Raw genomic sequence first — 24226 nt, 5'->3', positions numbered from 1 at the left:
GGAGCGTTACGGGCATCGACAGCAGAGATGAGGGGGCCCCCTTCCCTCCAAATCCGAACAGCCCCTAACACCCCTCGCGCCGGCCTTTCCGGCCGCCCCACTGGCTGAGCAGCACCCCGGCCACCACCAGCCCCGAGGCCAGGTACTGGCCGGGCAGGAAGACCTCGCGCAGCAGGATGACGCCGCCGGCCAGGGTCAGGATGGGGATGAGGTTGGTATAGGCGGCGGCACCGGCGGCCGACAGGCGGCTGACCCCCACGTTGTAGAGCCCGTAGCCCCCCAGCGAGACCACCCCGCCCAGATAGGCCACGCTGGCCCAGGGGGCCCAGTCCGGCACCTCCACATGCAGCAGCACGGGCGTGTGATCCAGGGGCGCCAGCGCCAGCAGCCCGGCGAAAAAGCTCATGCCCACGAAGGACTGCACGGCCGTGATCTGCAGGGGCGCATAGGCGGCGGAAAGACGCCGGGCCAGCACGGTATACAGCGCGGCGCAGACCATGGCCAGCCCCTCGAGGAAATTGCCCAGCACGGGCGCCGTGGCGGTCTCGTCCACGGCCGACTGCAGGGAGAGCCAGACCACCCCGGCCACGGCCAGGGCAAAGCCTGCCCAGCCGCGCAGGCTGACCCGTTCCCCCAGCAGGCGCCAGGCCACCACGGCGGTGATGAGCGGCAGCAGGGAGATGACCATGCCCGCCTGCGAGGCCGTGGTCAGGCACAGGGCGCGGGTCTCCAGCAAAAAGTAGCAGCAGGGTTCGGCAAAGGCCATGAGCAGGAGCCAGCGCCACTGGCCCTTGCGGCGCAGGTCGCGCAGCAGCGTGCCCCACAGCGGCAGGAACAGCAGCGTGGCCACGCCCATGCGCCCGGCCATGACCGTGAACGGATCCAGCGCGCTGAGCGCGATGCGCAGGGCCACATAGGACGTGCTCCAGAAAACCATGGCCAGCAGCAGGGCCAGATGCGGCCAGATGCGAACCCACATGACGATATCTCCTTCTCGGTGGCCGCCGGAGGCGCGGCCTGTCCGGGCCTCCGTGCGTCGCCGCAGCATGCCAAAGCCGGGGCAAAAGGTCGAGCGAAAGGGCGGCCTGTCCGCGCGCATAGACAGGGTATCGCCCTGACAGCGACAGGCCGGGCAAGCCGCGCGCCGTGCACGGGAGCCCTCCACGCCTTGCTTGCCCCGCCGTACGATAGGGCGTATTGCAGAGTTCCGGGCTGCCCCTGCCCGTTACTTTTTCCATGAAACATGAGGATATGCCATGAGCATGCGTCTTTCCCGTTCCATCGTGGGCGAAGCCGAGGCCGAAGCCGTCCGTCGCGTCATCGTCGAGGACGGCTATCTGGGCATGGGACACGAGACCTGCCTGTTCGAGCAGGAACTGGCCGCCTATCTGGGCGTGGCGCCCGGACAGGTGGTGACCACCAACACGGGCACCGCCGCCCTGACCCTGGCCGTGGACGCCATCGCCCCGCGCGATGCCGCCCGCAAGCCGCAGATCCTGGTACCGTCCCTGACCTTCGTGGCCTCCTTCCAGGCCATCGTGGCCGCCGGCTGCGAACCCGTGGCCTGCGACGTGCTGGCCGGGACCGGCACCATCGACCTCGGGGACGCCGCCCGCCGCATCACGCCCGACACCCTGGCCATCATGCCCGTCCATTATGCCAGCAACCCCTGGCATCTGGACGAGGTCCATGCCTTCGCCAGGGAACACGGCCTGCGCGTCATCGAAGACGCCGCCCATGCCTTCGGCTGCCTGCATCACGGCCGCAAGATCGGCAGCTTCGGGGACGTGGTCTGTTTCAGCTTTGACGGCATCAAGAACATCACCTCCGGCGAGGGCGGCTGCGCCGTCTTCTTCAACGCCACGGAAGCCGGATATGCCGCCGATGCCCGCCTGCTCTCCGTGGAGGGCGACACCCGCTCCCGCTTTGCCGGTACCCGCACCTGGGACCCGGACGTGAAGCGCATCGGCTGGCGTTTCCACATGAGCAACATCATGGCCGCCATCGGCCGCGTGCAGCTTTCGCGTCTGGACGGGGAATTCATCCCGGCCCGCCGCGCCCTGGGCGACATCTACCGGCGGCGTCTGGCGGGACTTGAGGGCCTGCGCCTTCTGCAGACCGACCCGCAGGATTTCGTGGTGCCGCACATCGTCTGCGTGCGCGTGCTCGACGGCCGCAAGGACGAGCTCAAGGCCGCCCTCACCGCCGCGGGCATCCCGGTGGGCGTCCATTACAAGCCCAACCATCTGTTGAGCCTGTTCCGCCCCGCTCCGGGCTCCCTGCCCCTGCCCGTGACGGAGCAGCTCTACGGCGAACTGGTGACCCTGCCCATGCATCCCGGCCTGAGCGCCGCCGATGTGGAACACATCTGCGACGTCATCACGGCCACCCTGGCCTGACCTTTTCCGGTAACGGAGCCGCCGCAGGCGGCTCCGCCCGTCCGACCCCCTGCCGGTACAGGGCCATGCCCGGCGCATGCCATCCAAACATGCCATGACGATACTGTCCGAGACCACGGCCTTTGCCCGCAGCCTGCTGTCCCGTCCCCTGCTCCGTTTCGGCATGGTGGGCAGCAGCGCCACCCTCTGCTATCTCTGGGCCGGCCATCTGCTCGTCAGCTGGGCCCACTGGCCCGCCCCGGCGGCCCATGCCCTTGCCGGGCTGCTGGCCCTGCTGGCCGCCTATGCGGGGCATTGCTTCTGGACGTTCGACATCAGGGGCGGCGACCACGCCCGCATGCTGCCCCGCTTCGTTCTGGTACAGGGCGCGGGCCTCTGGCTGGGCGACCTGTTCGCCCGGGGGCTCGGCTGGTGCGGCGTCCCCCGCGGTCCAGCCCTGTCCGCCGCCTCCCTGGCGGCCCCGCTTTTCCTCTATCTGGCATGCCGACTCTGGGTCTTCCGGCCCGTACGCTCCATGAACCTGTCGTCCCCGTCATCACGAGGTACATCCATGCATCATGTCCCCACGTCCGAGGCCCCCGTGGTCTCCGTCATCATGAACTGCCTGAACAGCGCCGAACACCTGCAGGAGGCCCTGGACAGCCTGGCCGCCCAGACCTTCACCGATTTCGAGGTCATCTTCTGGGACAACGGCTCCACGGACAGCAGCCCGCGGATAGCCCGGGGCCATGCCGGGCTGGCCGGGCGACTGCGCTACTTTCGCGGTGAAGAGACCGTGCCCCTGGGCGCGGCCCGCAACCTGGCCATCGCGCAGAGCCGGGGGCGCCATGTGGCCTTCCTGGACTGCGACGACCTGTGGCGGCCCGAAAAACTGGCCCGTCAGGTGGCCTGCTTCGACGCCGATCCGCATGTGGGCCTGGTCTGCACCGATACCGAGATCTTCGACGGCAAGCATGTGCTGAAGCGCCTGTTCGCCGAATCCCGCCCCCAGCGCGGCAGGGCCTTTGCCGCCCTCATGGAACGGCAGTGGATCTCCATGTCCTCGGCTATGCTTTCCCGCACCGCCCTGGACAGCGTGGTCTGCCCGCCCGCCCGGGAGGGCGGCGCGCCGGTCTGGTTCGACGAGGGCCTCAACGTCTGCGAGGAGGCCGACCTCTTCTACCGCGTGGCCCACGACTGGGAACTGGACCATGTGGACGCGCCCCTGACCCTGTGGCGGGTGCACGGCAACAACACCACCTTCCGCAAATTCGGCCAGTTCGCGGACGAGACCCTGTACATCCTGGAAAAGCACCGCCGTCTCTGGCCCGGCTATGATGCGGCGCATCCCGAGCTGGTCAGCCTGCTGACGCGCCGCGCCGCCTTCCAGAAGGCCGTGAGCCTGTGGCGCGAAGGACGCGGCAGCGAGGCCCGCGCCGTCATCCGGCCCTGGCGTGACGGCTCGCGCAAATACCGTCTGTTCTGGTGGGCCAGCCATCTGCCCGGGGCCTGCTTCGACCTGGCCGCACGGCTGTATTTCGCCCTGCCGTCCGTGATCCGCCGCCGCTAGGGGCCATCTGAGACATCAGGCCCACCCGCCATGCGGGTGGGCCTTCGTTCCGGGCCGTAGCGCCCAGCAGGCCGACGCCCATAAAAAAAGACGGCGGGAACGCATCACGCGTTCCCGCCGTCTCCACATCGTACGGAAACAGATGGGGCCTGCCGCACACCCGGCTCCCACGGGACTTTTCCGGGGACGCACCCCCAGACCCGCACGCCTGTCATGCAGCGGACATGACGGCCATGCCGTCCTGTGCGGTGACCGGGAAACAGCGCGCCAACGCCCGCCGCCGGTCAGCGCCGGCCCGGCGTGCGTCCCGTGAAAACGCTATTCGTCGTCGTCCCAGGAAGACGTATCATCCACCAGCGTATAACCGCGGACCTGGATGTAGTTGACCTCGTCCACCTGCTCCAGCAGGCCGGTCACTTCCACGAGGGCGCTCACCTCATCGGCCAGATCGGCACCGGCGCCACGAGGGATGATGCGATATTCCACATCGTCCTGCACCACAGCCACACTGGCCTGCCGCGCATCGGCGGCACGGGGCACGGAACAGACATAGCCTTTCACGGTAATGGGATTGCTCATGCCTAGGTAATCCTTTCTCACAAAGCTGGGAAATGTCCCTTCTCCCCTTGTATCCGCTTTCCCGGCCTGCCGCAAGCCTTCGCGCGCCTTGCGGGCAGCCGCCTGCGGGCCTAGAAGCCGTATTTTTTCAGCAGCTCGTACCAGTGCCCGCGGGAGACCCCGGCCATGCGCGCCGCCGCCCTGGCGTCATCACCGCACAGGGCCCGTACCCTGGCCACATAATGCCGTTCCGCCTCCTGCCGCCAGCTGCGCAACGAGGGGAAGGCCCTCCCCTCCTCCGGCATGGGAGGGAAAAGGCTCCCGGCCGGCGCAGCGGCGGCGGGCAGCACTGAAGGGGCCTCCCCGCCGCCGGGCTCGTCCCCCGCCCCGCGCCCGCGTCCGGCCCGGCTGCGGGCCACGGCCACCCGCAGGCCCGTGGTCAGGTGCGCGGGCAGCAGCAGGGGCGCATGTTCCGCCGCAAGACAGGCCCGCTCCAGCGTGTGGAACAGCTCGCGCACATTGCCCGGCCAGTCGTATTCGCCCAGCATCTCCAGCAGCAGGGGGGAAAGCTCCTTCTCTTCCATGCCGTTGCGACGACAGCAGCGGGTGACCGCCTGCCGCGCCAGCAGGGGGATCTCGTCCCGGCGCCGGCGCAGGGGCGGGATCACGATGGTCATGCCCTGCAGGCGGTAGAGCAGGTCCTTGCGGAAGCGCCCGTCCTCGCTCATGGCCTCCAGATCCTGGTTGGTGGCCGCCACCAGGCGGAAATCGCTCTCCACCTCGCGCACCTCCCCCACGGGCCGGAAGCGGCGCAGTTCCAGCGCCCGCAAAAAAGCCCCCTGTATGCCCTGCGGCAGGTCGCCCACCTCGTCCAGGAAGAGCGTGCCCAGATGCGCCGCCCGCAACAGGCCCTCACTGGCCCGTTCCGCACCGGTGAAGGCCCCCCGGGCATGGCCGAACAGATGGCTCTCCACCAGCGTTTCCGGCAGGGAGGCGCAGTCCACGGCCACGAAAGGCCGCGAGGCCCTGTGGCTGTTGCGGTAGAGGGTACGGGCGAACAGCTCCTTGCCCACGCCGGTCTCGCCCAGCAGCAGGACGTTGACGTCGCTGTGCGCCGCCTGTTCCAGCTGGGCCAGCGCCGCCTGCATGGCCGGGCCGCGCCCCGCCACATGTCCCGGTTCCAGTTCCAGGCCCCTGCGCGAGCGCCGCCGGTCACGGGCCTCCAGCACATGGCTCAGGGTCTCTTCCACATCGCGCACCCGCACCGGCTTCATGAGAAAATCCCAGACACCGCCGCGCAGGGCCTTTTCCGCCGCATCGCCGTCGCCGTAGCCCGTGATGACCACGATGTCCGGCGCGTCGGGCAGGGAGGCCAGCTCCTGCTGCGCGTCCAGACCGTTGCCGTCGGGCAGGAGCATGTCCAGCAGGATGACGTCCACGCCCGCGGCCGCCAGACGCCGTCCTTCCTCCAGCGTGGCCGCGCACAGGGCCTCGTGCCCCAGACGGCGGCAGGCCACCTCCACCATGGTGCGCATCAGGTTCTCGTCATCCACTACCAGCACACGGGCCATCGTCGCCTCCCTGACCGGGCCTGTGGTCCCGGGCCTTCCCCTGTTGTCATCACTCCCGGGCACGGCGCAGGGGCGCGCCTGCTGCCCGGCATATCGTTGCCGCATCCCTGGGGTCCCCGGCCAGCGGGCCGGAGAAAGCAGCCTTCCGGCCTGCTGCCGCCCTGCTCCCCCGCCCGGACCGGCGCGCCCGGAAGCAGGCGGCCCGGGGCGATCCTCCGCCCGGCACGGCCGCCGCACATCCGCCCGCAGGCCGGACAGGGCGGCATCGTCCATCACGCAGGCCGCCGCATCACTCCTTTTCCCGCCGCAGGGCGTCCCCGGCGCGGGCCAGGGCCGCGGCACAGGCCGCCGCCAGAGGCTCCAGTCCCTCCGCGTTGTCCGGCGTGCCCGCCAGCACCTGGCGGGCCGCCTGTTCCAGGGCCGCCGCCCGAAGACGCAATTCCCCAAGGCAGAGCGTGGCCGCGGAATTCTTCAGGGCATGGGCCGCCCGGCGCAGGGCCTCCGCCGTCTGCGCCGCCGGGACCGCAGGATCGGCGGCCATTTTCCGGGCAGCGGCCAGATCCCCTTCCAGACGCGGCAGATCGTCCCGCAGGGCCGTGACCAGGGTACGCAGCAGCTCCCCGTCCTGATCCGCGGCCGCCAGCGCGGCCGCCCTGTCCCAGATGACGGGGGCGTCCTCCTCCGCGCCGCAGGGCAGCAGCGGCTCCTGCCGCCCGCCGCCGGGACAGCCGCGGGACACGTCCCGCAACGCGGCCAGCAGCATGGCCGGGGGCACCGGCTTGTCCAGCAGGGCCCGCACGCCCAAAGAGCGGAAGCGTGCCTCCTCGCCGGGGGCCAGACCGGCGGAATGGACGATCACCGCCTGTCGCCGGGGCGCGGCGCTCTGCCCGGCGCGGATGCGCTCCAGCACGGTCAGGCCGTCCATGCGGGGCATGCCGGCATCCAGCAGGATGACGTCCCAGGGCGCGGCGGCCAGCATGTCCAGGACCTGTTCCCCGTCGGCGGCCAGCCCCACGGTGCAGCCCCGCTCCCGCAAGCGCACCTCGAGCAGATAGCGGCCCGCGGCGTCATCATCGGCCACCAGCACGCGCAGGCCCCGCAACGGCCCTGCCGCGGCCGCCGGGGCCGTGGTGTCCCCCTTCGGCGGACAGGGGGCCCCGGATCGCGGGCCGGGGCCGCCATCCGCCATCTCCAGCCGCGCTTCCAGCGTGAACGTGCAGCCCTGCCCGGGACAGGAGCGCACCCGCACGTCCCCGCCCATGCGGCGGGCGATGGTGCGCACGATGTTCAGGCCCAGACCGGTGCCGGGCTTGCCGCCGGCGGCACTGCCCCGCCGGAAGCTCTCAAAGACCGTCTTTTCCTCGCCGGGCTCCAGCCCGGGCCCGCTGTCCCGGACGTCCAGCCGCAGCAGGAAGGCGCCGGAGGCCAGACGTTCCCCGCCCGCCTCCACCTCTATGCGGCCCTGTTCCGTGAATTTGACGGCATTGCTCACCAGATTGCCCAGGGCCTGCCGCAGGCGGAAGCTGTCACCGCGGACCTGCCGGGGCAGCTGCGGCGCCAGATGCAGCGCCAGCTCCAGCCCCTTGCCCTCCGCCGCCGGCCTGTACAGATCCGCGCAGGCCCGCAGGCAGGCGGGCAGGTCGAAGGTCCGGCAGCGCAGGCGCACCTCCCCCTGCTCCAGCGAGGCGTGGTCGGTGATGTCGTCCACCATTTCCAGCAGGGCCCCGCAGGCCCGGCGCAGATAGGCCAGGGCCGTCTGCCGCTGCGCCGTCCCGCAGTCCCGGCGGCCGAGCAGGTCGCCCATGCCCAGCATGGCCGCCAGCGGGGTGCGCATGTCGTGGCTGAGGCGCCCCATGAAGGCGCTCTTGAGGCGGCTCTTCTCCTCGGCCCGCAGACGCCGCAGGGTCAGGTTGCTGGTGATGCCGCCCACGGCCAGCACCCCGGTCAGGGCCAGCAGGCCGTAGAGCAGGCCCAGCTCCCGCTGCTTCCGCTCCAGATCCCGCACATAGGCGGCGGCATCCATGCTGATGCTGATGCCGCCCAGCATGTCCCCTTCCCTGTGGCCCTGATGGCAGCGCAGGCAGCTCTCCTGCGCGGCCAGCGTCCTGAGCAGGCGCAGACGGCCCTGCGGCAGGCAGTCCTCGCCGCTGAAGAAGACCTGCCCGCCCCGCGTGGCCGTGGCCAGTATCCGCCGCTCCCAGTCATCGGCCCGGTTGCCCGGCCGCAGGGGGGCCTGGCCCACGATGGCCAGCCGGAAGCCTGGCTCGGTGAGACGTTCGGCCATCTGGCGGCTCATGTAGGCGGGATTCATGAGCACCAGCGTCCGCCCGTCGGCGGTCTGCAGGGTCCTGTCCTTTTCCGGCAGCCAGGGATTGGGCTCGCCGTACGCGCTCAGGGGCACATAGACTCCGCCGTGGCCCGCGTTCCAGTCACGGGCATCCATGAGCTGGTGGGCCGTGGCCGCCAGGCGGGTATGGCAGAGCTCCAGCAGATGGGCCTGCTCGCCCCGGATGGCGTGGCGGTACAGGCCAAGGGTCAGGACCAGCCAGGCGGCACTGGCCAGCACGGGCAAGAGCCAGCGCCGCCAGCAGCCGGGCCCGCCGGACGGCAGGGCGCGCACGGGGTCGGACATGCTTCCTCCGCCGGCCCGCCCGGGCACGCCGGTGCATCCCGACGGCGGAAACAGGGCCGGAGTTGTCATATTTTTCTGAAAATCTGTCTTTTTTTTCTGAAAACCACAAGCCCCCTGCCAGGAACAGAAAATAACGATTTTTTATAACATAGCGGTAAAAAAGGAAAAATATAAATATCCCCGCACCGCTCCACACTGGCACGGCCCTTGCTCTTTTTGGAACAAACGCCGGAGGGGACCGGCGTCAAGCTCACGATCGTCTCCCCTGCTCCCTGGTGCGGGACAGGGGACGATGCCAACGAAGGAGGCTCTTTATGGGTACACCCCGCACAGGACCCTGGCTCAAAGTCTTTCTGGGTGGTCTGGCAGCGGGCGCGGCACTGCTGGCCGTGATGGCCTTTGCCATGGTCTCGACGGACCAGCGGCCGTTCTGCGCCAGCTGCCACATCATGCAGGAGGCCGCCGTGACGCACAAGCTGTCCACGCATGCCAGGCTCGCCTGCAACGAATGCCACGCCCCGCACAACCTGCTGGCCAAGCTGCCGTTCAAGGCACAGGAAGGACTGCGCGACTTCATGGGCAACGTGTCCGGCAAGGACATCCCCCGCCCGCTCAGCGCGCGCACCCGCGACGTGGTCAACGAAAATTGCAAGGCCTGCCACTTTGCCACCAACAGCGAGGTGGCCAGCATGGACGCCAAGCCCTATTGCGTGGACTGCCACCGCAACATGGCCCACATGCGCCACAAGCCCATCAGCACAAGGACGGTTGCTTATGACTAATCGACTCTTCGGCCTCACCCTTGCGGTCGCGGCCCTGCTGGCGCTGCCCCTGCTGGGCGGCTGCCAGGACGTGGACACCGAACTGAAGGCCCCGGAATACAAGACCGGCCTGCCCGCGGGCGAGACCCGCATCTCGGCCTACAAGGAGGCCTTCCCGCATCAGTACGCCTCGTACCAGAAAAACAACGAGACGTCCGTCATGACCGAGTACAAGGGTTCGGTGCCCTTCCACAAGAACGACGACGTGAACCCCCTGCCCAAGGGCTACAAGCACGCCCAGCCCTATCTGAAGAACCTCTGGCTGGGCTATCCCTTCATGTACGAATACAACGAGGCCCGCGGCCACACCTACGCCGTCAAGGACTTCGTCAACATCGACCGCATCAACCGCTATGCGGAAAAGGGCGGCCTGCCCGCCACCTGCTGGAACTGCAAGACCCCCAAGATGATGGAGTGGATCGGCAAGTACGGTGACGCCTTCTGGAGCAAGGACGTGAACACCTTCCGCGGCAAGGACGCCATCAGCGAGATGGACGAGACCATCGGCTGCAGCAACTGCCACGATCCGGCCACCATGGAACTGCGCCCCTACTCCGAACCGCTCAAGGACTGGCTGAAGCGCTCCGGCAAGGACTGGAACAAGCTCTCCCGCAACGAGAAGCGCAGCCTGGTCTGCGCCCAGTGCCATGTGGAATACTACTTCACCCACAAGGACAACGGGCCCGCGGGCCGTCCCGTCTTCCCCTGGGACAAGGGCTTCGGCCCCGGCGACATGTATGAATACTACAAGAGCCACGGTCCCAAGCAGGCCGACGGCAGCAGCGCGCCCTTCACCGACTGGGTGCACGCGGCCTCCAAGGTGCCCATGATCAAGATGCAGCACCCCGAGTACGAGACCTTCATCGACGGCCCCCACGGCGCCGCCGGCGTCTCCTGCGCGGACTGCCACATGCCCTACCAGCGTGTGGACGGCAAGAAGGTCTCCAGCCACTGGATGACCTCGCCCCTCAAGGATCCCGAGCTGCGCGCCTGCCGCCAGTGCCATGCCGACAAGACCGCCGACTACCTGCGCGGCCGCGTGCTCTACACCCAGGAGAAGACCTTCAGGCAGCTGCTCAAGGCCCAGGAAGAATCCGTGCGCGCCCACGAGGCCGTGCGCCTGGCCAACGCGGTGCCCGCCGAACAGCGCGCCGCCAACTATGACAGCCTCATGGCCGAGGCCCGCGAGATGGTCCGCAAGGGCCAGCTCTACTGGGACTATGTGTCCGCCGAGAACAGCGTGGGCTTCCATAACCCCGCCAAGGCCCTGGACACCCTCATGAGCTCCGTGGAGTTCAGCAACAAGGCCGTGGCCCTGGCCGAACAGGCCACCGGCTACAGCATCAGCCCCGCCCTGGCCGGGGACATCAAGCAGATCGTGCCGCCCATCCTGAACATGAGCCGCAAGCTGCAGCAGGATGCCGACTTCCTGCAGCAGCATCCCTGGACGCGGCTCCTGCCCGTGCTGCCCAAGGCCGAGCAGGTGTGGGACGGTCAGGAACGGATCGCCCGCTAACAGGGCACGCCCCGGGCGGGGCCCCGCAGCGCGCCCCGTGCCCGTGCCGCCTGACGGCATGGGGGCACACCCTCCACAGGACAGCCACCGGGAACGCCGGGGAGCCCCGCTCCCCGGCATATCCGGCGGCACATGCCCCCGCCATGCACGCCCGGCACAGCCGGACCATCCTCCCCATCGGGGCCCCGCAAGGGGCCCCTTTTTTTATCCCCTGCCACAGCCATATGGCGGCCCGATGGCGTGGAAACTTTGACGCCCGCCCCATTTCATGCGAAAAGGATGACAGTTTTTTGTCTGCTTCGGCGGGACTCCATGATGTTCCTTTGAATGACATCCACCTGTTTTTTCTTGCTATTTATAAAATTTCCCCAAAGAGTGCTTTTCTGGCCCGGTATTTGCTTTGCATCTGGAAAACAGTGTTTCCGACGGCCATCTCCACGCCGTGACTTTCAAACTTTCAGGCAGAGCGGATCATGAGAACCTATCGCCGTCTTCTTCAGATATTCTTTCTGGCCCTGATCCTGGGCAGCGCATCGGGCTGTGCCATGTTCCAGCCGGCCGATCCCGGCTACAACAATCCCCAGCGGGCCCAGAACATCGTGCGCACGGCCTCCAGCCAGGAAGGCAAGCAATACCGCATGGGCGGGGCCTCCCCTTCCCGCGGGTTCGACTGCTCGGGCCTCATCTGGTGGGCCTACCGCCAGAACGGCCTCAAGGTCCCGCGCGTGACCGTGGACCAGGCGCGGGCCGGGTATGCCGTGCCCAAGAGCGCGCCCCGGCCCGGCGACATCATGGTCTTCAGGACCAGCAGCGGCCCCCGCGGTCTGCACACCGGCATCTATGCGGGCAACAATACCTTCATCCACAGCCCCAGCCGCGGCAAGACCGTACGCCGGGAGAACATGGAGCCCTACTGGGGCGACAGGCTCATCGCGGTACGCCGCATCGTCATCTGAGCCCCTTTTGCGGGAAAGGATGCCAAAAAGCGCGGTCGCCCGCGCTTTTTTCATGCCATTTTTCCGGGCAACGGCCCGGCAGGCCCATTTTTTCCACAGGCCCGCCGTTTTCCCCCTGCGGACACGCGGGCCGGCATCTTGCCATCAGCGTTTTTTTGACGTAGCGTTGCAGTGAGATTTCCCCCTTCCAGCACAGCTGATCTTGACGGGCGTTTCGCCACGCCCGGCCTTCACATAAAGGGCAGCCTCCGGGCTGTCCTTTGCCTTGTCCGCCCCTGTGCATCTGCCGCCCGTCCTTTGTCCTGTCCCGGCCGTTCCGGTCGCGCCGCGGCGGCACGCGCTGCCCGCCCGCCGCAATGAGGGCGATATCCCGGGCCGCGACAAGGCGGACCTTCCTGCCGTCGCATTCCCCCAGGCCCCGCCCCGGCAAAAGACGGCCGCCGCATGCGGGAGCGTGCCATCCTCCTGTCCTTCCTGCGGGGCGGACACGTCCCGGCACCGGCACCCGGGCCGACGCCCAGGGATCCCCCCGCAGCGGATGGCCCTCCGTCCCGCGCCTCAGGCGCTCAACCGGCTAGAGCCATGGATAAAAAAAGACCGGCGGCGGGGCATCCCGCAACCGGTCTTCGTACAGTCTCGCGACCAGAACTAGCGTGTCGCTTCCAGGGCGATGTCCACAGCCGCTTCGAACAAAGGCTCGGACAGGGCGCCCCGCACCATCAGGCCGTTGACCAGGAAACAGGGCGTGCCGTCGATCTTCAGCTTTTTGGCATCGTCCAGATCCTGGGCGATGATCCGGGCCGTCTTGTCGCTGGCGGCGTCCTTTTTCAGACGAGCCTTGTCCAGGCCCAGCCTGTCGCAGACCTCGTCCACGAACTTCTGGCCTTCCAGCAGCAGCCGGTCGCGGTCGGCGTACATGGCGTCATAGAACTTCCAGGCCTTGCTTTCGCTCTGCGCGGCCACGGCCACGAAGTAGCGGGCGGCCAGCATGCCCGGGCCCTGCTCGTCCAGCGGCATGTGCTTGTAGACCAGGCTGACGTTCTTGCCGTATTTTTTCATGACCTCGTCCAGCACGCGCGTGGCCTGCTGGCAATAATGGCAGGTGAAGTCCGAAAAGGCCACGATGCGCACCGGTGCCGCCGCATTGCCCTTGACCGGGCGGCCCGCCAGCGAGATCTGCTTTTGCGGCGTGTTCTTCACTTCCTTGTGCCACTGGGCTTCTAGGGCGGCCTTGCGGCGCGCATTGGCCCCCGCCTGGGCGATGTCCAGCACGTCTTCGCTATGGGAGCGCAGCACGTCCAGGACGATCTCGGGATGTTCGCGCAGCAGATCCTCCAGCATCTGCTTCAGGTTGGCGTCGGTGACGGTAGCGGCTCGGGCGGGCGTCGCGGGCATGACGGGGACCAGGCCCGCCGCCAGCAAAAGGACACCGCCCAGCACCAGAGGACGGAACAGTTTCTTCATGCAAAGATCCTATCGCGCCATGTCGCTTTCCGGCCCTTCCAGCCGGCTCTGCATGGCGGCATCTTCGATTTTGAACAGGAGTTCATCAAAATCGACAGGTTTCATCAGGTAGCCGAAAGCGCCTTCGCTCATGGCCTGCACGGCAAGCTGCATGTCCGCATGGCCGGAAAGCAGGATCACCTGGGCGGTGGGCCACTGCTCCACGATGACCTTCAGGGCGGCGATGCCGTCCATATTGGGCATCTTCACGTCCATGACGACGATGGGGAAAGGCTGTTCGCGCATGGCGTCCACGGCCTGCTGGCCGTCCGCCGCCGTGGCGCACTGGTAGCCGCGCCGTACAAGACGCTTGGCCAGCAGGGCCGTCACTTCCTTTTCGTCATCCACCAGAAGAATGCGCGTATCAGCCATGGAACCAACTCCTTGTTGCAATGCGGCGCTGATTTTAGCCAGAAACGGAATCCGGGGCAAGAACCCTGCCCCGGACGGCACGGGGCGCGCCGGACGCCGCCATGCTGCCGGCCATGCCGGCATTTTTTTGTCACGGACGGTTCATGTCTTCCCATTTGCCGGGCTTTTCTTTATTTTGTTCCGCAGATGGCGGCCCCGGCAGAGGGGCCACACGTTTTGTTTGTTTCCCGTGAAACAGCTCCTCCTGTTTCCCGTGAAACACAGCCCGGAGGACAGCATGGCGCGCATCATTTCCATAGCCAACCAAAAAGGCGGCGTCGGCAAGACGACAACCGCCATCAACCTTTCCGCCGCACTGGCCGTCATGGAAAAGCGCGTGCTGCTGGTGGACTGTGACCCCCAGGCCAACAGCACCAGCGGTATCGGTATCGCCCAGGAAGACCTGCACCACGACCTCTACTCCACCTTCTACACGCCGGAGAACATCCACGAGAGCATCAGCAGCACCCGCACGCCCTTCCTTGACGTGCTGCCCGCCAGCACCAACCTGGTGGCCGTGGAACTGGAACTGGTGGACAAGATGGCCCGCGAGTTCTACCTGCGTGACTGCCTCGAACCGCTGGGCGCGGAGTACGATTACATCATCATCGACTGCCCGCCGTCCCTGGGCCTGCTGACCCTCAACGCCCTCTGCGCCTCGCAGGAACTGCTCATCCCCCTGCAGTGCGAATTTTTCGCCCTGGAAGGCATCGTCAAACTGCTGCAGACCTTCGAGCTGGTCAAAAAGCGGCTCAATCCCGGGCTGAACCTGCTGGGCGTGGTGCTGACCATGTACGATGCCCGCAACCGCCTGACCCGCGAAGTGCGCGACGAAGTGCAGCGCTGCTTCCCCGATCACCTCTTCGGGACGGTCATCCCGCGCAATGTGCGCCTTTCCGAAGCGCCCAGCCACGGCAAGTCCATCATCCACTACGACATCAAGTCCAAGGGCGCCGACGCCTACCTCAACCTTGCCAAGGAAGTGGCCCTGCGCGATCCCGCCCGCATGCCGCAGCCGCGCTAGACGGCCATGACGGCCGGTCTTTCCTGAAAAGCCGGGAGGCCCGCCGTCATGACCGGTATACGGGCATAAAAAAAGCCGGGCACAGCCCGGCAAAAAAACAGCGGCAACAAAAAGCACCGCCGGCAAAGCTAGTCAGGATTGTACGGCGTGCACTCCACAGCCATATGGTCGCGGAAATGCTTCTGGCGCACCGTGGACTGGCAGCTCTTGCAGCGGAAGACCAGCAGGCCGCCCAGATTGGCCGTGGTCAGATGGAACGGATGCGCGGGGTCGTTGCGCCAGTCGGCGGTATGGGCGCCGCAATGCGGACAGGTGACCTCGGGGCTGTACGGATAACGGAAATCCCAGAACTGGAGCAGGCGCTCGAAATCCGCCACAGGCTCGTCGTTCAGGTGTTCCAGGGGGGGCTCCATGGCCTTCAGGGCCTTGACGACGGCCGCCTCGCAATGCGACCACAGGGCGGCAGAAAGCTGCACCCCTTCCAGATTTCCCTGACGGTCGGTCAGGTACAGAAGATGCTTGTTGGACATGGTTTCCTCTGGTCAAAAGGTTTGGGGCAATCACTGTCGTAAAAAGTGCCGCCAGCACGGCATGATGTCAAGGAGAGAGCATGAGTAGCAAAGGTCTCGGCCGCGGCCTGGACGCCCTGTTGCGCCGTACGGACATGGGCGCCGCCCGGCAGGAAAAGAACGATACGCCGGAAAAAGAGACGGGAACGGAACACGCTCCCCTCCTGCTGCCCCTGTCCCATCTGCATGCCAATCCCAGCCAGCCGCGCCAGACCTTCGATGCCGAATCCCTGGCCGAACTGGCGGCCTCCATCCGTGAACAGGGCATCATCCAGCCCCTGCTGGTGCGCCCCCTGGCCGGCAGGCCCGGCCACTACCAGATCGTGGCCGGCGAACGCCGCTGGCGGGCCGCCCGTCAGGCGGGCCTCGGGCAGGTGCCCGTGCACGTGCGCGAGATGAGCGATGCCGAAGTCATGGCCGCCGCCCTCATCGAGAACCTGCAGCGCGAGGACCTCAACCCCCTGGAAGAGGCCCGGGCCCTGCAGCAGCTGCGCGAGACCCTCAAGCTGACGCAGGAGGCCCTGGCCGCCCGCCTGGGCAAGAGCCGCCCGGCCATCGCCAATGCCCTGCGCCTGCTCCAGCTCTCCCCCGCCGCGCAGGACGACCTCCATCACGGCCGCCTCAGCGCCGGCCATGCCCGCTGCCTGCTGGCCCTGGGCAACGACGACCATGCCCTGGCCGCCGCCGAGGTGCTGCGCAGCCATATCATCAGCGAGTCCCTGAGCGTGCGCCAGGCCGAAGAGGCCGTGGCCCTCTGGCGCGAAGAACAGCGCCTGCCCTGGACCGCCGCCAGCGGAGCCGCCCCGCAGCGGCCCGCCCCCTGCACGCGCAAAAAGCTGCCCCAGATCGCCGCCCTGCAAAAGCATCTTTGCGCCGCCCTGTCCTGCAAGGCCCGCGTCAGCGGCGACATGGAAAGCGGCCGCATCACCCTGCGCTACACCAGCCCCCAGGAGCTGGAGGCCCTGCTGGACCGCCTGCACTGCCGCATCCCCGAAGACGGGCCCGCCGGGGAAGCCATCGCGGCCCCGGTGGATGCCAAGACCCCCCGGCAGTAAGCCGGGAGGTAAAGAAAGATAATGGCGAGAGGGGAAGGGGCGTTTTTTGTAAAAACTGCCCCTTCCCCTCTCGCGCTCTCCCCATCCCTGAAAAAACTTTTCTTCTGGTCTGGTCGGAGGGTCCCCGCCGTTGTCTGAAAGACAGTGATTCCCTCCCTGTAAAAATGGGCAGGAACTCTTCCCACCAGAATGACCAAAAATAACAGGGGGCACGGTGTATCCGCTCAAGATACACCGTGCCCCCTGTTCGTAGCTTCCAGGTCAATCACACTGGAGATCCAGAATCCCCCCGGAGACCGGCAGCCAGGAGATACCCTGAGCGTTACCGGACTCCATCATCCCCCCTGATAAAGCGCGTTGGGAGGGGGATGGGGGGACTCTTGTGCGCTAGCCAGCGACCGAATAGCGGCCCCTTGGGGCCGTGCCCGTTGCGACGAAGGAAGCTACGGGCATCAACAGCAGAGATAGGGTCCCCCCTTCCCCCTCAAGAATCTTCTCTCCTACCCACGCCGCCGCAGGCGCGCGGCGAACATGCCTTCCAGCCAGGGGTGGTCGTGGGGCGTCTGCCACTGCACGAGGCGCTCCAGGCCGCTGTCTTCCGCCAGCAGCCAGTCCACGGCCTGCTCGTTCTCCAGCGGATGCAGGGTGCAGGTGATGTAGGCCAGCTCGGCGCCGGGCTCCAGACGCGCGGCCAGCGCCTTGAGGATGGCCCGTTGCAGCTCGGCGTGCCCGGCAAGGGCCGTCCGGGGGCGGCGGCGCAGGTCGGGACGGCGGGCCAGCACGCCCAGCCCGCTGCACGGCACATCGGCGATGATGCCGCCCTGCCAGCGGGAGACCGGCGGCCGGGAGGCATCGGCCAGGGCCAGATGCGGCAAAACAAGGCCCAGGCGGCGGCAATGGCCCGGCACCTGCCGCAGACGGGAGAAACTGCGGTCCGTGCACAGGCGCACATCGCCGCCCTGCTCCAGCAATTGCACGCTCTTGCCGCCATAACCGGCGCAGGCGTCCCAGACGGGCCGGCCACGGCCCAGCCAGTCTTCCAGGCCCAGCGCGGCCATCACTTCCTGCGAGGCCGCCGCCTGCTGCGAAAGGGCCCCCTGCTCCAGCAGCCGGGCCAGCGGCTCGCCCTGCACGGCGGCAGGCGTCTGCCCGGGCGCGAAGGCCACGCCCCAGCGCCCCACGGCCTGCGGCGCGGGACCGTCCGCCGGGACACAGGCCAGCAAGGCCTGTTTCAGGGCCCCGGCCTGCGGACGCGAGGCATTGACGCGCAACGCCTGCCAGGGACGCGCCCCGGAACGGGCCAGCAGAGCCCGGCAGGCCTCGTCACCATAGGCCTGCTGCCACAGGACCACCAGCCAGCGCGGCACGGCATGGAAGCGGGCCAGCCGCAGCTCTTCTTCCGGCAGGGGCAGGCCGCGCAGCTTGCGGGCCGCGGCCGCATCCTCGGCAAAAAACATCTCTTCATCCGCAGGCCCGGCATAGAAATCCGGCGCCTGGACGGCATCGCCCAGACGCTGCACGGAACGCAGGCTGCCGTTGACCACCCTGGCCAGCCCCGACCCGTAGAGCTGCCGGGCCAGATCCACGGCCGTATGCAGGACGGCATGGGCAGGCAGACGATCCAGAAACAGCAGGCCATAGGCCGCCACCGCCAGCAGACGCCGCAACGGCAGGGGCAGCTTGAGCGGCTGCCGCAGCACCTTGCCCAGCACGAAGGCCAGACGGTTCTCCATGCGCAGGGTGCCGTAAGCCAGCTCCGCCGCCAGATGCCGGTCACGCTCGGCAAGGCCGCCTTCCTGCCGCCGGGCCGTGTCCTCCAGCACCTGCTGCAGGGCCGCCTGTATGGTACAGCCCGCACTGAAGGCGCCGTCCAGCAGGCACAGGGCCCGCAGGGCCAGGGCCGGTGCCGCGGGCGGGAGCTGCCGCAGACGGCGGCTTTCCGTAAAATGGCCGCTGCCTTCCGCGGCAAAGACCTGAGCGGCCGTATCCCGGCCTGCTTTCCTTGTTGTTCCTATCATAAGTATCACTTTGAAATAAAATGATTATTTTTAGCATTATTTCCGGTCTCAGCACTGTCCTCAAGCCCCAGGAACAGGCGCACGGCCCCCTCCACGGCCGCAAGGGACACCAGCGTGTCCAGACAGGGGCCGCAGGGGCGCTGGTTGAGGATGCCGAAGACCGGCAGGGGGTAGCTGTCCTGGATGCCGGAGGTGAGGTCGCGTTCGCAGGCCACGGCGATGATCATGCGGGGCCGCGTCTGGACCACGATGCGACGGGCGATGGTACCGCCGGTGGCCAGTGCCAGATGGAAGCCGTAACGGTCCCTCAGCCGCAGCAGGCCGCCCACGGGGCATTGCCCGCAACGGCGGCACAGGTCCACATTATGGTTGAGCCGGTGCGGGCAGGCGCTGCGCTGGATGCAGTGCGGCAGCAGCAGGAGCAGGCGCTCCGGCCGCACGCGCGGACGGTCGGCCAGCACCAGCTCGTTGTTGACCTTGATGAAGGAATGCCGCACCCGCCTGCGCTCCATGCGCACCACCTTGGCCAGCAGCTCCATGAGCGGGAAGAACAGGCGGATGGTCACATGGCGCACGCTGCCCACCCCGGGGAGATAGCGCCCCGTGTAGACATGCCAGACAAGCGTGCCGCACATCCAGAGCAGGGCCAGGATGCCCGCCCCGCCCACCAGCATGCACAGCAGCGGCAGCCAGGTGAGGGTCTGGCCGTAGTCCGACCAGGGCAGGATGAGGAAGAAGGCCAGGGCCAGACAGGCCACACAGCAGGAAGCCAGCATGAGGCCGATGAAGATGCGCTTGCGCCCGCCGCCGTACTGGCTGGCGGGCAGGGAATAGGGAGACTTTCGCAGCATAGGACTCCAGTGCGAGCCCAAAACGGCCATACCGTCGAAATGGCCCGCAGATGCCCTGTACGGCATTTTTGCATATCAGCCATGCCGGGCATCAAAAAAAGAAAAAAAAGCGCTCATATGGCCCGCCATGACAGGGACCTTCAGGTCCTCCCCAAAAGGCTCGCCCTCACGGCGCGCAGCACTGCCATCCTACACCAAAGCCCGCCGGGACAACAGATGCCCCTTGCCGCCCCTCCCGGTGATGGACGCGGCCTGTCCCTGCCGCCATCCGTTCAGGGCAGGCGCGGCTCTTGTCCCCGGCCGCTCCCGGGGGATGGAGGTGCCTTCGAGCGACGCCCGGCCGGAGGCGTCCATGCAGCCCCTCAGGTTCCCGCACACAGAGGGGGAGGAACAGGCCCGGCGGCGGCCATGAGGGAAAAAGAGGCCATGCCGGACGCTCCCCGCCCCAGACGCATGGCCGCAGCCGGCGGCCTCGGGATGCGGACGGCAGGAACGTCGCAACAGGTCGGGAGCCGGAGCATGCCCCGGCCCCGTATCCGCCCTCCTCTTGACAGACGGCCCGCAATAATGTCCCCTGCCCTGAAAGGAGGACGTATGCGACAATGCATGGATGCGGAAAACCTGCACCGCCGGATGAGGAAGCTCATGGGCCAGTTGCAGGCCATCGACCAGATGATCGACAAGGATGTGCCCTGCGAGGACATCCTCATCCAGATCAACGCGGTCAAGGGCGCCCTGCACCGGGTGGGCCAGATCGTGCTGGAAGGCCATTTGCAGCACTGTGTGCGCGACGGCATCGAACACGGGGATGCCGACGCCACCATCGCGGCCTTTGCCAAGGCCGTGGAACATTTTTCCCGCCGCAGCTAGCCGGGCCCGCCCGGCTTTTTTTTGGGCCCCCGCTTGACTACCTATACCCCTATAGGTATTTTAGGGGCCAGTTCACTACCTTTCCACATCCCTCTGTCCCCGCGCCCCGTCCGCCGCTGCGTGCTCCACATCCCCTGCCCGGCCGCGGATTGCCCATGACGCCCCGGACAGACAAGGAGGCCCCATGCTGGCAGACGTCAAGGAATGGCTCAGGGAAGAACCCCGGCAGGCACTGGCCCTGGGCATCTCGGCAGTGGCCCTGATCCTGAGTTTTCTGGAAGTTGTCCCCGGTCCTGTGGACCCGGCCTGGCTGGCCGTGCTGCTGTGCGGCGTGCCCATCATCAAGGAAGGCGCCGAAGGCCTGTTCACGCGCTTCGACATCAAGGCCGACGTGCTGGTCTCCATGGCCCTGCTGGCGTCCGTCATCATCGGCGAGATCTTCGCCGCCGGTGAGGTGGCCTTCATCATGCAGCTGGGCGCCCTGCTGGAGGAACGCACCGTGGCCAAGGCCCGGGCGGGCATCGAGCGGCTGGTGCACCTGACCCCGCGCACGGCCCGGCGCCTGGACGGCACGGCCGAGAGCATCATCCCCGCCGAAGAAGTGCGCGTGGACGACCTGCTGCGCGTGCTGCCCGGCGAGACCATCCCCGTGGACGGCATCATCGTCAGCGGCCAGACGGCCATCGACCAGTCGGTCATGACCGGCGAGTCCCTGCCCGTGGACAAGGGCCCCGGCGATGCGGTGTCCAGCGGCACGGTGAACCAGTTCGGGGCTTTCGACATGCGCGCCGTCAAGGTGGGCGAGGACAGCTCCCTGCAGCGCATGATCCGCCTCGTGCAGTCCGCCGACGCGGGCAAGGCCCGCATCGTGAGCCTGGCCGACCGCTGGGCCACCTGGATCGTGGTCACGGCCCTGACCGCCGCTGCGGGCACCTGGATCGTGACAGGCGAAGTGCTGCGCGCCGTGACCATCCTGGTGGTCTTCTGCCCCTGCGCCCTGGTGCTGGCCACGCCCACGGCCATCATGGCTGCCATCGGCAATGCTACCCGCCACGGCGTGCTGGTCAAGGAAGGGGACGCGCTGGAGCGTCTGGCCCGCGTCAGGGTCGTGGCCTTCGACAAGACCGGTACCCTGACCCGGGGCACCCCCGGCGTGGTCCATGTGCACAGCGCCCTGCCCGAACTCGCGCCGCAGCGGCTGCATGTCCTGACCGCGGCCGCGGAGCGGCGCTCCGAACACCCGCTGGGCAAGGCCATCGTGCGGGACGCGGGCACCCGGGACATCCCCGAAGCCGAGGATTTCCGCATGCTGCCCGGGCGCGGTGTCTCCGCCCGTGTGGACGGCCATGCGCTGCTGGCGGGCAACCCTGCCCTGCTGCAGGACAACGGCATCGACCTGTCCCCCACGGACAGGGACGCGGCGCAGCGCGCCCTGGATGCGGGCCAGAGCCTCGTCTATGTGGCCCTGGACGGACGCTTTGCCGGTTTCATCGCCCTGGCCGACAGCCTGCGTGGCACGGCCGCCGCCACCCTGCAGGGACTGCGGGACGCGGGCGTGTCCACCATGCTGCTGACCGGCGACAACGAGGCCGCCGCCCGCAGCGTCAGCGCGGGACTGGCCCTGGACGGCGTGCGTGCCAACTGCCTGCCCGCCGACAAGCTGGCATGGATCGCGGACAGCCAGCGTCAGGAGCGGCCCGTCTGCATGATCGGTGACGGCATCAATGACGCGCCCGCCCTGAAGAAGGCCTTCGTGGGCGTGGCCATGGGCGGCATCGGCAGCGACATCGCCGTGGATGCCGCCGACATGGCCCTGGTGCATGACGACATCAGGGAACTGCCGCACATCTTCGCCCTGTCCCGGCGCATGATGCGCACCATCACCCTCAATCTGTCCTTCTCCATGATCCTCAATTTCGCGGCCATCTTCCTGGCCATGGGCGGCCTGCTCTCGCCGGTGCTGGGCGCCCTCGTCCACAATGCCGGTTCGGTGCTGGTCATCATCAATTCAGCACTGCTCCTGAACTGGCGGCACAAGACGGCCGGAAGGTAGGACTGGCACTGCTTTTCAGGGGGAAGGGGAACCCCTCTGCCAACGCGAGAGGGGTTCCCCTTCCCCCTGCCCCCATCCCTTCCCCAGCGCGTTTTATTCAGGGAAATATGATCCAAGGGGTGCCGCATCCTCCGCTGACGATCCACTCCCAAAATCCAGAGGTGGCTGCCGCAGACAGCAGCCACCCGCAGAAAAAACAGAAAGGCCGCTCCATCAGGAGCGGCCTTTCCTCTCTCTTTTCGGTCCATGTGCGCTGTCACTGCCCGCCGGTCAACGGCGGGGACGGGTGGCATCACCTGGATAACGTTTTTTCGGGGTTGGGGGCGTGGGGGAAGGGGCAGTTTTTACAAAAAACGCCCCTTCCCCCACAGAAAATATCTACTCGGCAAAAGGCACGGCCATGCCGCACACGCCATGCCGCGCCGGGCGCAGATGGCCGTTGACGAAGGCCGCGGCCTCCATGTCCTTGCGGCCCTGGGGGCGCACCACCAGCAGGCGGTACCAGCGGTCGGCACAGGCCACGCACAGCCCCTTCTTGTCCGTGCGCAAACTGCCGGGCCGCACACCGTCGCAGGGTTCGTCCACGCGGCCGGGCTGGAGCAGCAGGGGCAGCAGCTCGTCCTGCCCGTCGAAACGGGCCTGGAGCCGCGCGCCGGGCCAGGGCGTCACGCCGCGGATGCGGGCGTGGACCTCGGCGGCCGGACGATCCCAGTCGATATAGCCGTCTTCCTTGGTCAGCTTGGCGGCATAGGTGACGCGGCTCTCGTCCTGTTCCCGGGGCTGGGCGCTGCCGTCGCGGAGCTTATCCAGTACCGTGACCAGCAGCTCGCCCCCGGCTTCGGCCAGGGCGTCATGCAGGCTGCCCGCCGTATGCTCGCCGATGGGCACCTCGCACTGGGCATAGACCGGCCCGGCGTCGAGGGCAGGCACGATGCGCATGATGGACACGCCCGTCACGTCCCCGGGCTGCCAGTTCTCCATGACGGCGCGCTGGATGGGCGCGGCGCCGCGGTAACGCGGCAGCAGGGAGGTGTGGACGTTGAGGGTGTCCACCGTGGGGATGTCCAGCACGGCCTGCGGCAGGATGAGGCCGTAGGCGGCCACCACCAGCAGGTCGGGTTTGAGGGCGGCCAGCTCGTCCACCGCGCCTTCCTGACGGAAATTCAGGGGCTGGTGCACGGGCAGGCCCAGCTCCAGGGCCAGCTTTTTCACCGGCGAGGGCGTCAGCTTGTGGCCCCGGCCGGCGGGCCGGTCAGGCTGGGTATAGACGGCCACCACGTCGCCGCCGGGCCACCGGACCAGCCGCCGCAGCACGGCGGCGGCCAGGTCCGGGGTCCCCATGAAGACTATCCTTTGCGCTTGAGCCATTTCTTCACCCGGGTGTCGTACAGGGAACGGCGCAGGCGGCCGATGCGGTCGATGAAGAGGGTGCCGTCCAGATGGTCGGCCTCATGCTGGATGACGATGGCCGCAAAGCCGTCCAGGTCCTCTTCCACGATCTTGCCGTCCAGATCCATGTAACGCAGGTGCACGCGCTCGGCGCGCTGCACGTCGGCCCGGTAGTTGAGGGGCACGGAGAGGCAGCCTTCCTGACGGCTGAGCACGGTCTCCTCGCTCAGGGTCAGTTCGGGGTTGATGACGACCCGGGGCTGCTTCTCCTCGTCCTGCGCGGCGGGATCCATGACCAGCATGCGGATATTACGGCCCACCTGCGGCGCGGCCAGCCCCACGCCGGGGGCCTCGTACATGGTCTCCAGCATGTCGGCGGCCAGCTGGCGGATCTCGTCGGTGATCTCCGTCACGGGCACGCATTTTTCCTTCAGGCTGGCAGCGGGATAGGTCACAATATCCAGAATCATGGCATCCTCCC

At 67.7% G+C, this 24226-nt stretch carries 20 protein-coding genes; 9 read left to right on the top strand and 11 right to left on the bottom strand.

Going from position 1 to position 24226, the window contains the following annotated elements; translation table 11 throughout:
• Nucleotides 1-64 precede the first annotated feature (64 nt).
• A complete protein-coding gene (locus DESPIGER_RS09060) occupies nucleotides 65-979 on the bottom strand; it encodes a DMT family transporter (RefSeq protein WP_072335825.1) in 915 nt (304 codons plus the stop codon).
• A gap of 277 nt (nucleotides 980-1256) precedes the next feature.
• Here DESPIGER_RS09060 and DESPIGER_RS09055 point away from each other — a divergent pair, with 277 nt between their 5' ends.
• Together DESPIGER_RS09055 and DESPIGER_RS09045 are read left to right on the top strand one after the other, a co-directional pair.
• Nucleotides 1257-2399 carry a DegT/DnrJ/EryC1/StrS family aminotransferase gene (locus DESPIGER_RS09055; RefSeq protein WP_072335822.1) on the top strand — a complete coding sequence of 381 codons (1143 nt, stop codon included), beginning with the start codon at nucleotides 1257-1259 and terminating at the stop codon, nucleotides 2397-2399.
• Between the two features lie 94 nt (nucleotides 2400-2493).
• On the top strand, nucleotides 2494-3948 hold the full coding sequence (locus DESPIGER_RS09045; protein ID WP_162273860.1) for a glycosyltransferase family 2 protein: 1455 nt from the start codon (nucleotides 2494-2496) through the stop codon (nucleotides 3946-3948).
• Between the two features lie 318 nt (nucleotides 3949-4266).
• Here the strand turns inward: DESPIGER_RS09045 and DESPIGER_RS09040 are convergent, their stop codons facing one another.
• From DESPIGER_RS09040 to DESPIGER_RS09030, 3 genes are all read right to left on the bottom strand, one after another.
• Nucleotides 4267-4527 (bottom strand): hypothetical protein, encoded by a 261-nt coding sequence (locus DESPIGER_RS09040; RefSeq protein ID WP_006006945.1) that lies wholly within the window; start codon nucleotides 4525-4527, stop codon nucleotides 4267-4269.
• 110 nt (nucleotides 4528-4637) lie between these two features.
• A complete protein-coding gene (locus DESPIGER_RS09035; protein ID WP_072335819.1) occupies nucleotides 4638-6077 on the bottom strand; it encodes a sigma-54-dependent transcriptional regulator in 1440 nt (479 codons plus the stop codon).
• A 289-nt stretch (nucleotides 6078-6366) separates the two neighbouring features.
• The gene (locus tag DESPIGER_RS09030; protein ID WP_072335816.1) at nucleotides 6367-8709 is read right to left on the bottom strand and encodes a hybrid sensor histidine kinase/response regulator; all 2343 of its coding nucleotides are present in this window, start codon (nucleotides 8707-8709) and stop codon (nucleotides 6367-6369) included.
• A gap of 314 nt (nucleotides 8710-9023) precedes the next feature.
• Here DESPIGER_RS09030 and DESPIGER_RS09025 point away from each other — a divergent pair, with 314 nt between their 5' ends.
• The 3 genes from DESPIGER_RS09025 to DESPIGER_RS09015 all read left to right on the top strand — a co-directional run bounded on the left by DESPIGER_RS09025 (nucleotide 9024) and on the right by DESPIGER_RS09015 (nucleotide 12002).
• Nucleotides 9024-9491 carry a NapC/NirT family cytochrome c gene (locus tag DESPIGER_RS09025; RefSeq protein WP_072335813.1) on the top strand — a complete coding sequence of 156 codons (468 nt, stop codon included), beginning with the start codon at nucleotides 9024-9026 and terminating at the stop codon, nucleotides 9489-9491.
• Nucleotides 9484-11046 carry an ammonia-forming cytochrome c nitrite reductase subunit c552 gene (locus DESPIGER_RS09020; protein WP_072335810.1) on the top strand — a complete coding sequence of 521 codons (1563 nt, stop codon included), beginning with the start codon at nucleotides 9484-9486 and terminating at the stop codon, nucleotides 11044-11046. Before DESPIGER_RS09025 ends, DESPIGER_RS09020 begins: the two co-directional genes overlap by 8 nt.
• 473 nt (nucleotides 11047-11519) lie before the next feature.
• Nucleotides 11520-12002: a C40 family peptidase gene (locus tag DESPIGER_RS09015; RefSeq protein ID WP_072335807.1), complete on the top strand. Its 483-nt coding sequence runs from the start codon at nucleotides 11520-11522 to the stop codon at nucleotides 12000-12002.
• Between the two features lie 648 nt (nucleotides 12003-12650).
• Here the strand turns inward: DESPIGER_RS09015 and DESPIGER_RS09010 are convergent.
• The gene (locus DESPIGER_RS09010) at nucleotides 12651-13466 is read right to left on the bottom strand and encodes a DsbA family protein (RefSeq protein ID WP_072335805.1); all 816 of its coding nucleotides are present in this window, start codon (nucleotides 13464-13466) and stop codon (nucleotides 12651-12653) included.
• Between the two features lie 9 nt (nucleotides 13467-13475).
• The gene (locus DESPIGER_RS09005) at nucleotides 13476-13877 is read right to left on the bottom strand and encodes a response regulator (RefSeq protein ID WP_072335802.1); all 402 of its coding nucleotides are present in this window, start codon (nucleotides 13875-13877) and stop codon (nucleotides 13476-13478) included.
• A 277-nt stretch (nucleotides 13878-14154) separates the two neighbouring features.
• Between DESPIGER_RS09005 and DESPIGER_RS09000 the strand changes: the two genes are divergently transcribed.
• Nucleotides 14155-14940, top strand: a complete 786-nt coding sequence (locus DESPIGER_RS09000; RefSeq protein ID WP_072335800.1) for a ParA family protein — start codon at nucleotides 14155-14157, stop codon at nucleotides 14938-14940.
• Between the two features lie 128 nt (nucleotides 14941-15068).
• Here the strand turns inward: DESPIGER_RS09000 and DESPIGER_RS08995 are convergent, their stop codons facing one another.
• The gene (locus DESPIGER_RS08995; protein ID WP_006006916.1) at nucleotides 15069-15470 is read right to left on the bottom strand and encodes a hypothetical protein; all 402 of its coding nucleotides are present in this window, start codon (nucleotides 15468-15470) and stop codon (nucleotides 15069-15071) included.
• An 80-nt stretch (nucleotides 15471-15550) separates the two neighbouring features.
• Between DESPIGER_RS08995 and DESPIGER_RS08990 the strand changes: the two genes are divergently transcribed.
• A complete protein-coding gene (locus tag DESPIGER_RS08990; RefSeq protein WP_072335797.1) occupies nucleotides 15551-16564 on the top strand; it encodes a ParB/RepB/Spo0J family partition protein in 1014 nt (337 codons plus the stop codon).
• 500 nt (nucleotides 16565-17064) lie between these two features.
• On the opposite strand, the gene DESPIGER_RS08985 is transcribed toward DESPIGER_RS08990, so the two are convergent.
• Nucleotides 17065-18582, bottom strand: a complete 1518-nt coding sequence (locus DESPIGER_RS08985) for a transcription antitermination factor NusB (RefSeq protein WP_083575356.1) — start codon at nucleotides 18580-18582, stop codon at nucleotides 17065-17067.
• 5 nt (nucleotides 18583-18587) lie between these two features.
• On the bottom strand, nucleotides 18588-19433 hold the full coding sequence (locus DESPIGER_RS08980) for a DUF116 domain-containing protein (protein WP_072335794.1): 846 nt from the start codon (nucleotides 19431-19433) through the stop codon (nucleotides 18588-18590).
• Nucleotides 19434-20027: 594 nt separating this feature from the next.
• Here DESPIGER_RS08980 and DESPIGER_RS08975 point away from each other — a divergent pair.
• The gene (locus tag DESPIGER_RS08975; RefSeq protein WP_072335792.1) at nucleotides 20028-20303 is read left to right on the top strand and encodes a metal-sensing transcriptional repressor; all 276 of its coding nucleotides are present in this window, start codon (nucleotides 20028-20030) and stop codon (nucleotides 20301-20303) included.
• 184 nt (nucleotides 20304-20487) lie between these two features.
• Entirely contained in the window at nucleotides 20488-22356 is a 1869-nt protein-coding gene (locus DESPIGER_RS08970; protein WP_072335789.1) for a heavy metal translocating P-type ATPase, read from the top strand.
• Nucleotides 22357-22734: 378 nt separating this feature from the next.
• Here DESPIGER_RS08970 and fmt read toward each other — a convergent pair whose 3' ends face one another.
• Nucleotides 22735-23724: a methionyl-tRNA formyltransferase gene (fmt, locus tag DESPIGER_RS08965; RefSeq protein WP_072335786.1), complete on the bottom strand. Its 990-nt coding sequence runs from the start codon at nucleotides 23722-23724 to the stop codon at nucleotides 22735-22737.
• A complete protein-coding gene (gene def / locus DESPIGER_RS08960) occupies nucleotides 23703-24215 on the bottom strand; it encodes a peptide deformylase (protein WP_072335783.1) in 513 nt (170 codons plus the stop codon). The genes fmt and def overlap by 22 nt, the downstream gene beginning before the upstream one ends.
• Nucleotides 24216-24226: the final 11 nt, after the last annotated feature.

It is taken from the genome of Desulfovibrio piger, from assembly GCF_900116045.1.
GTDB lineage: Bacteria > Desulfobacterota > Desulfovibrionia > Desulfovibrionales > Desulfovibrionaceae > Desulfovibrio > Desulfovibrio piger_A.
This window is presented reverse-complemented; position numbering and strand designations above follow the sequence as displayed.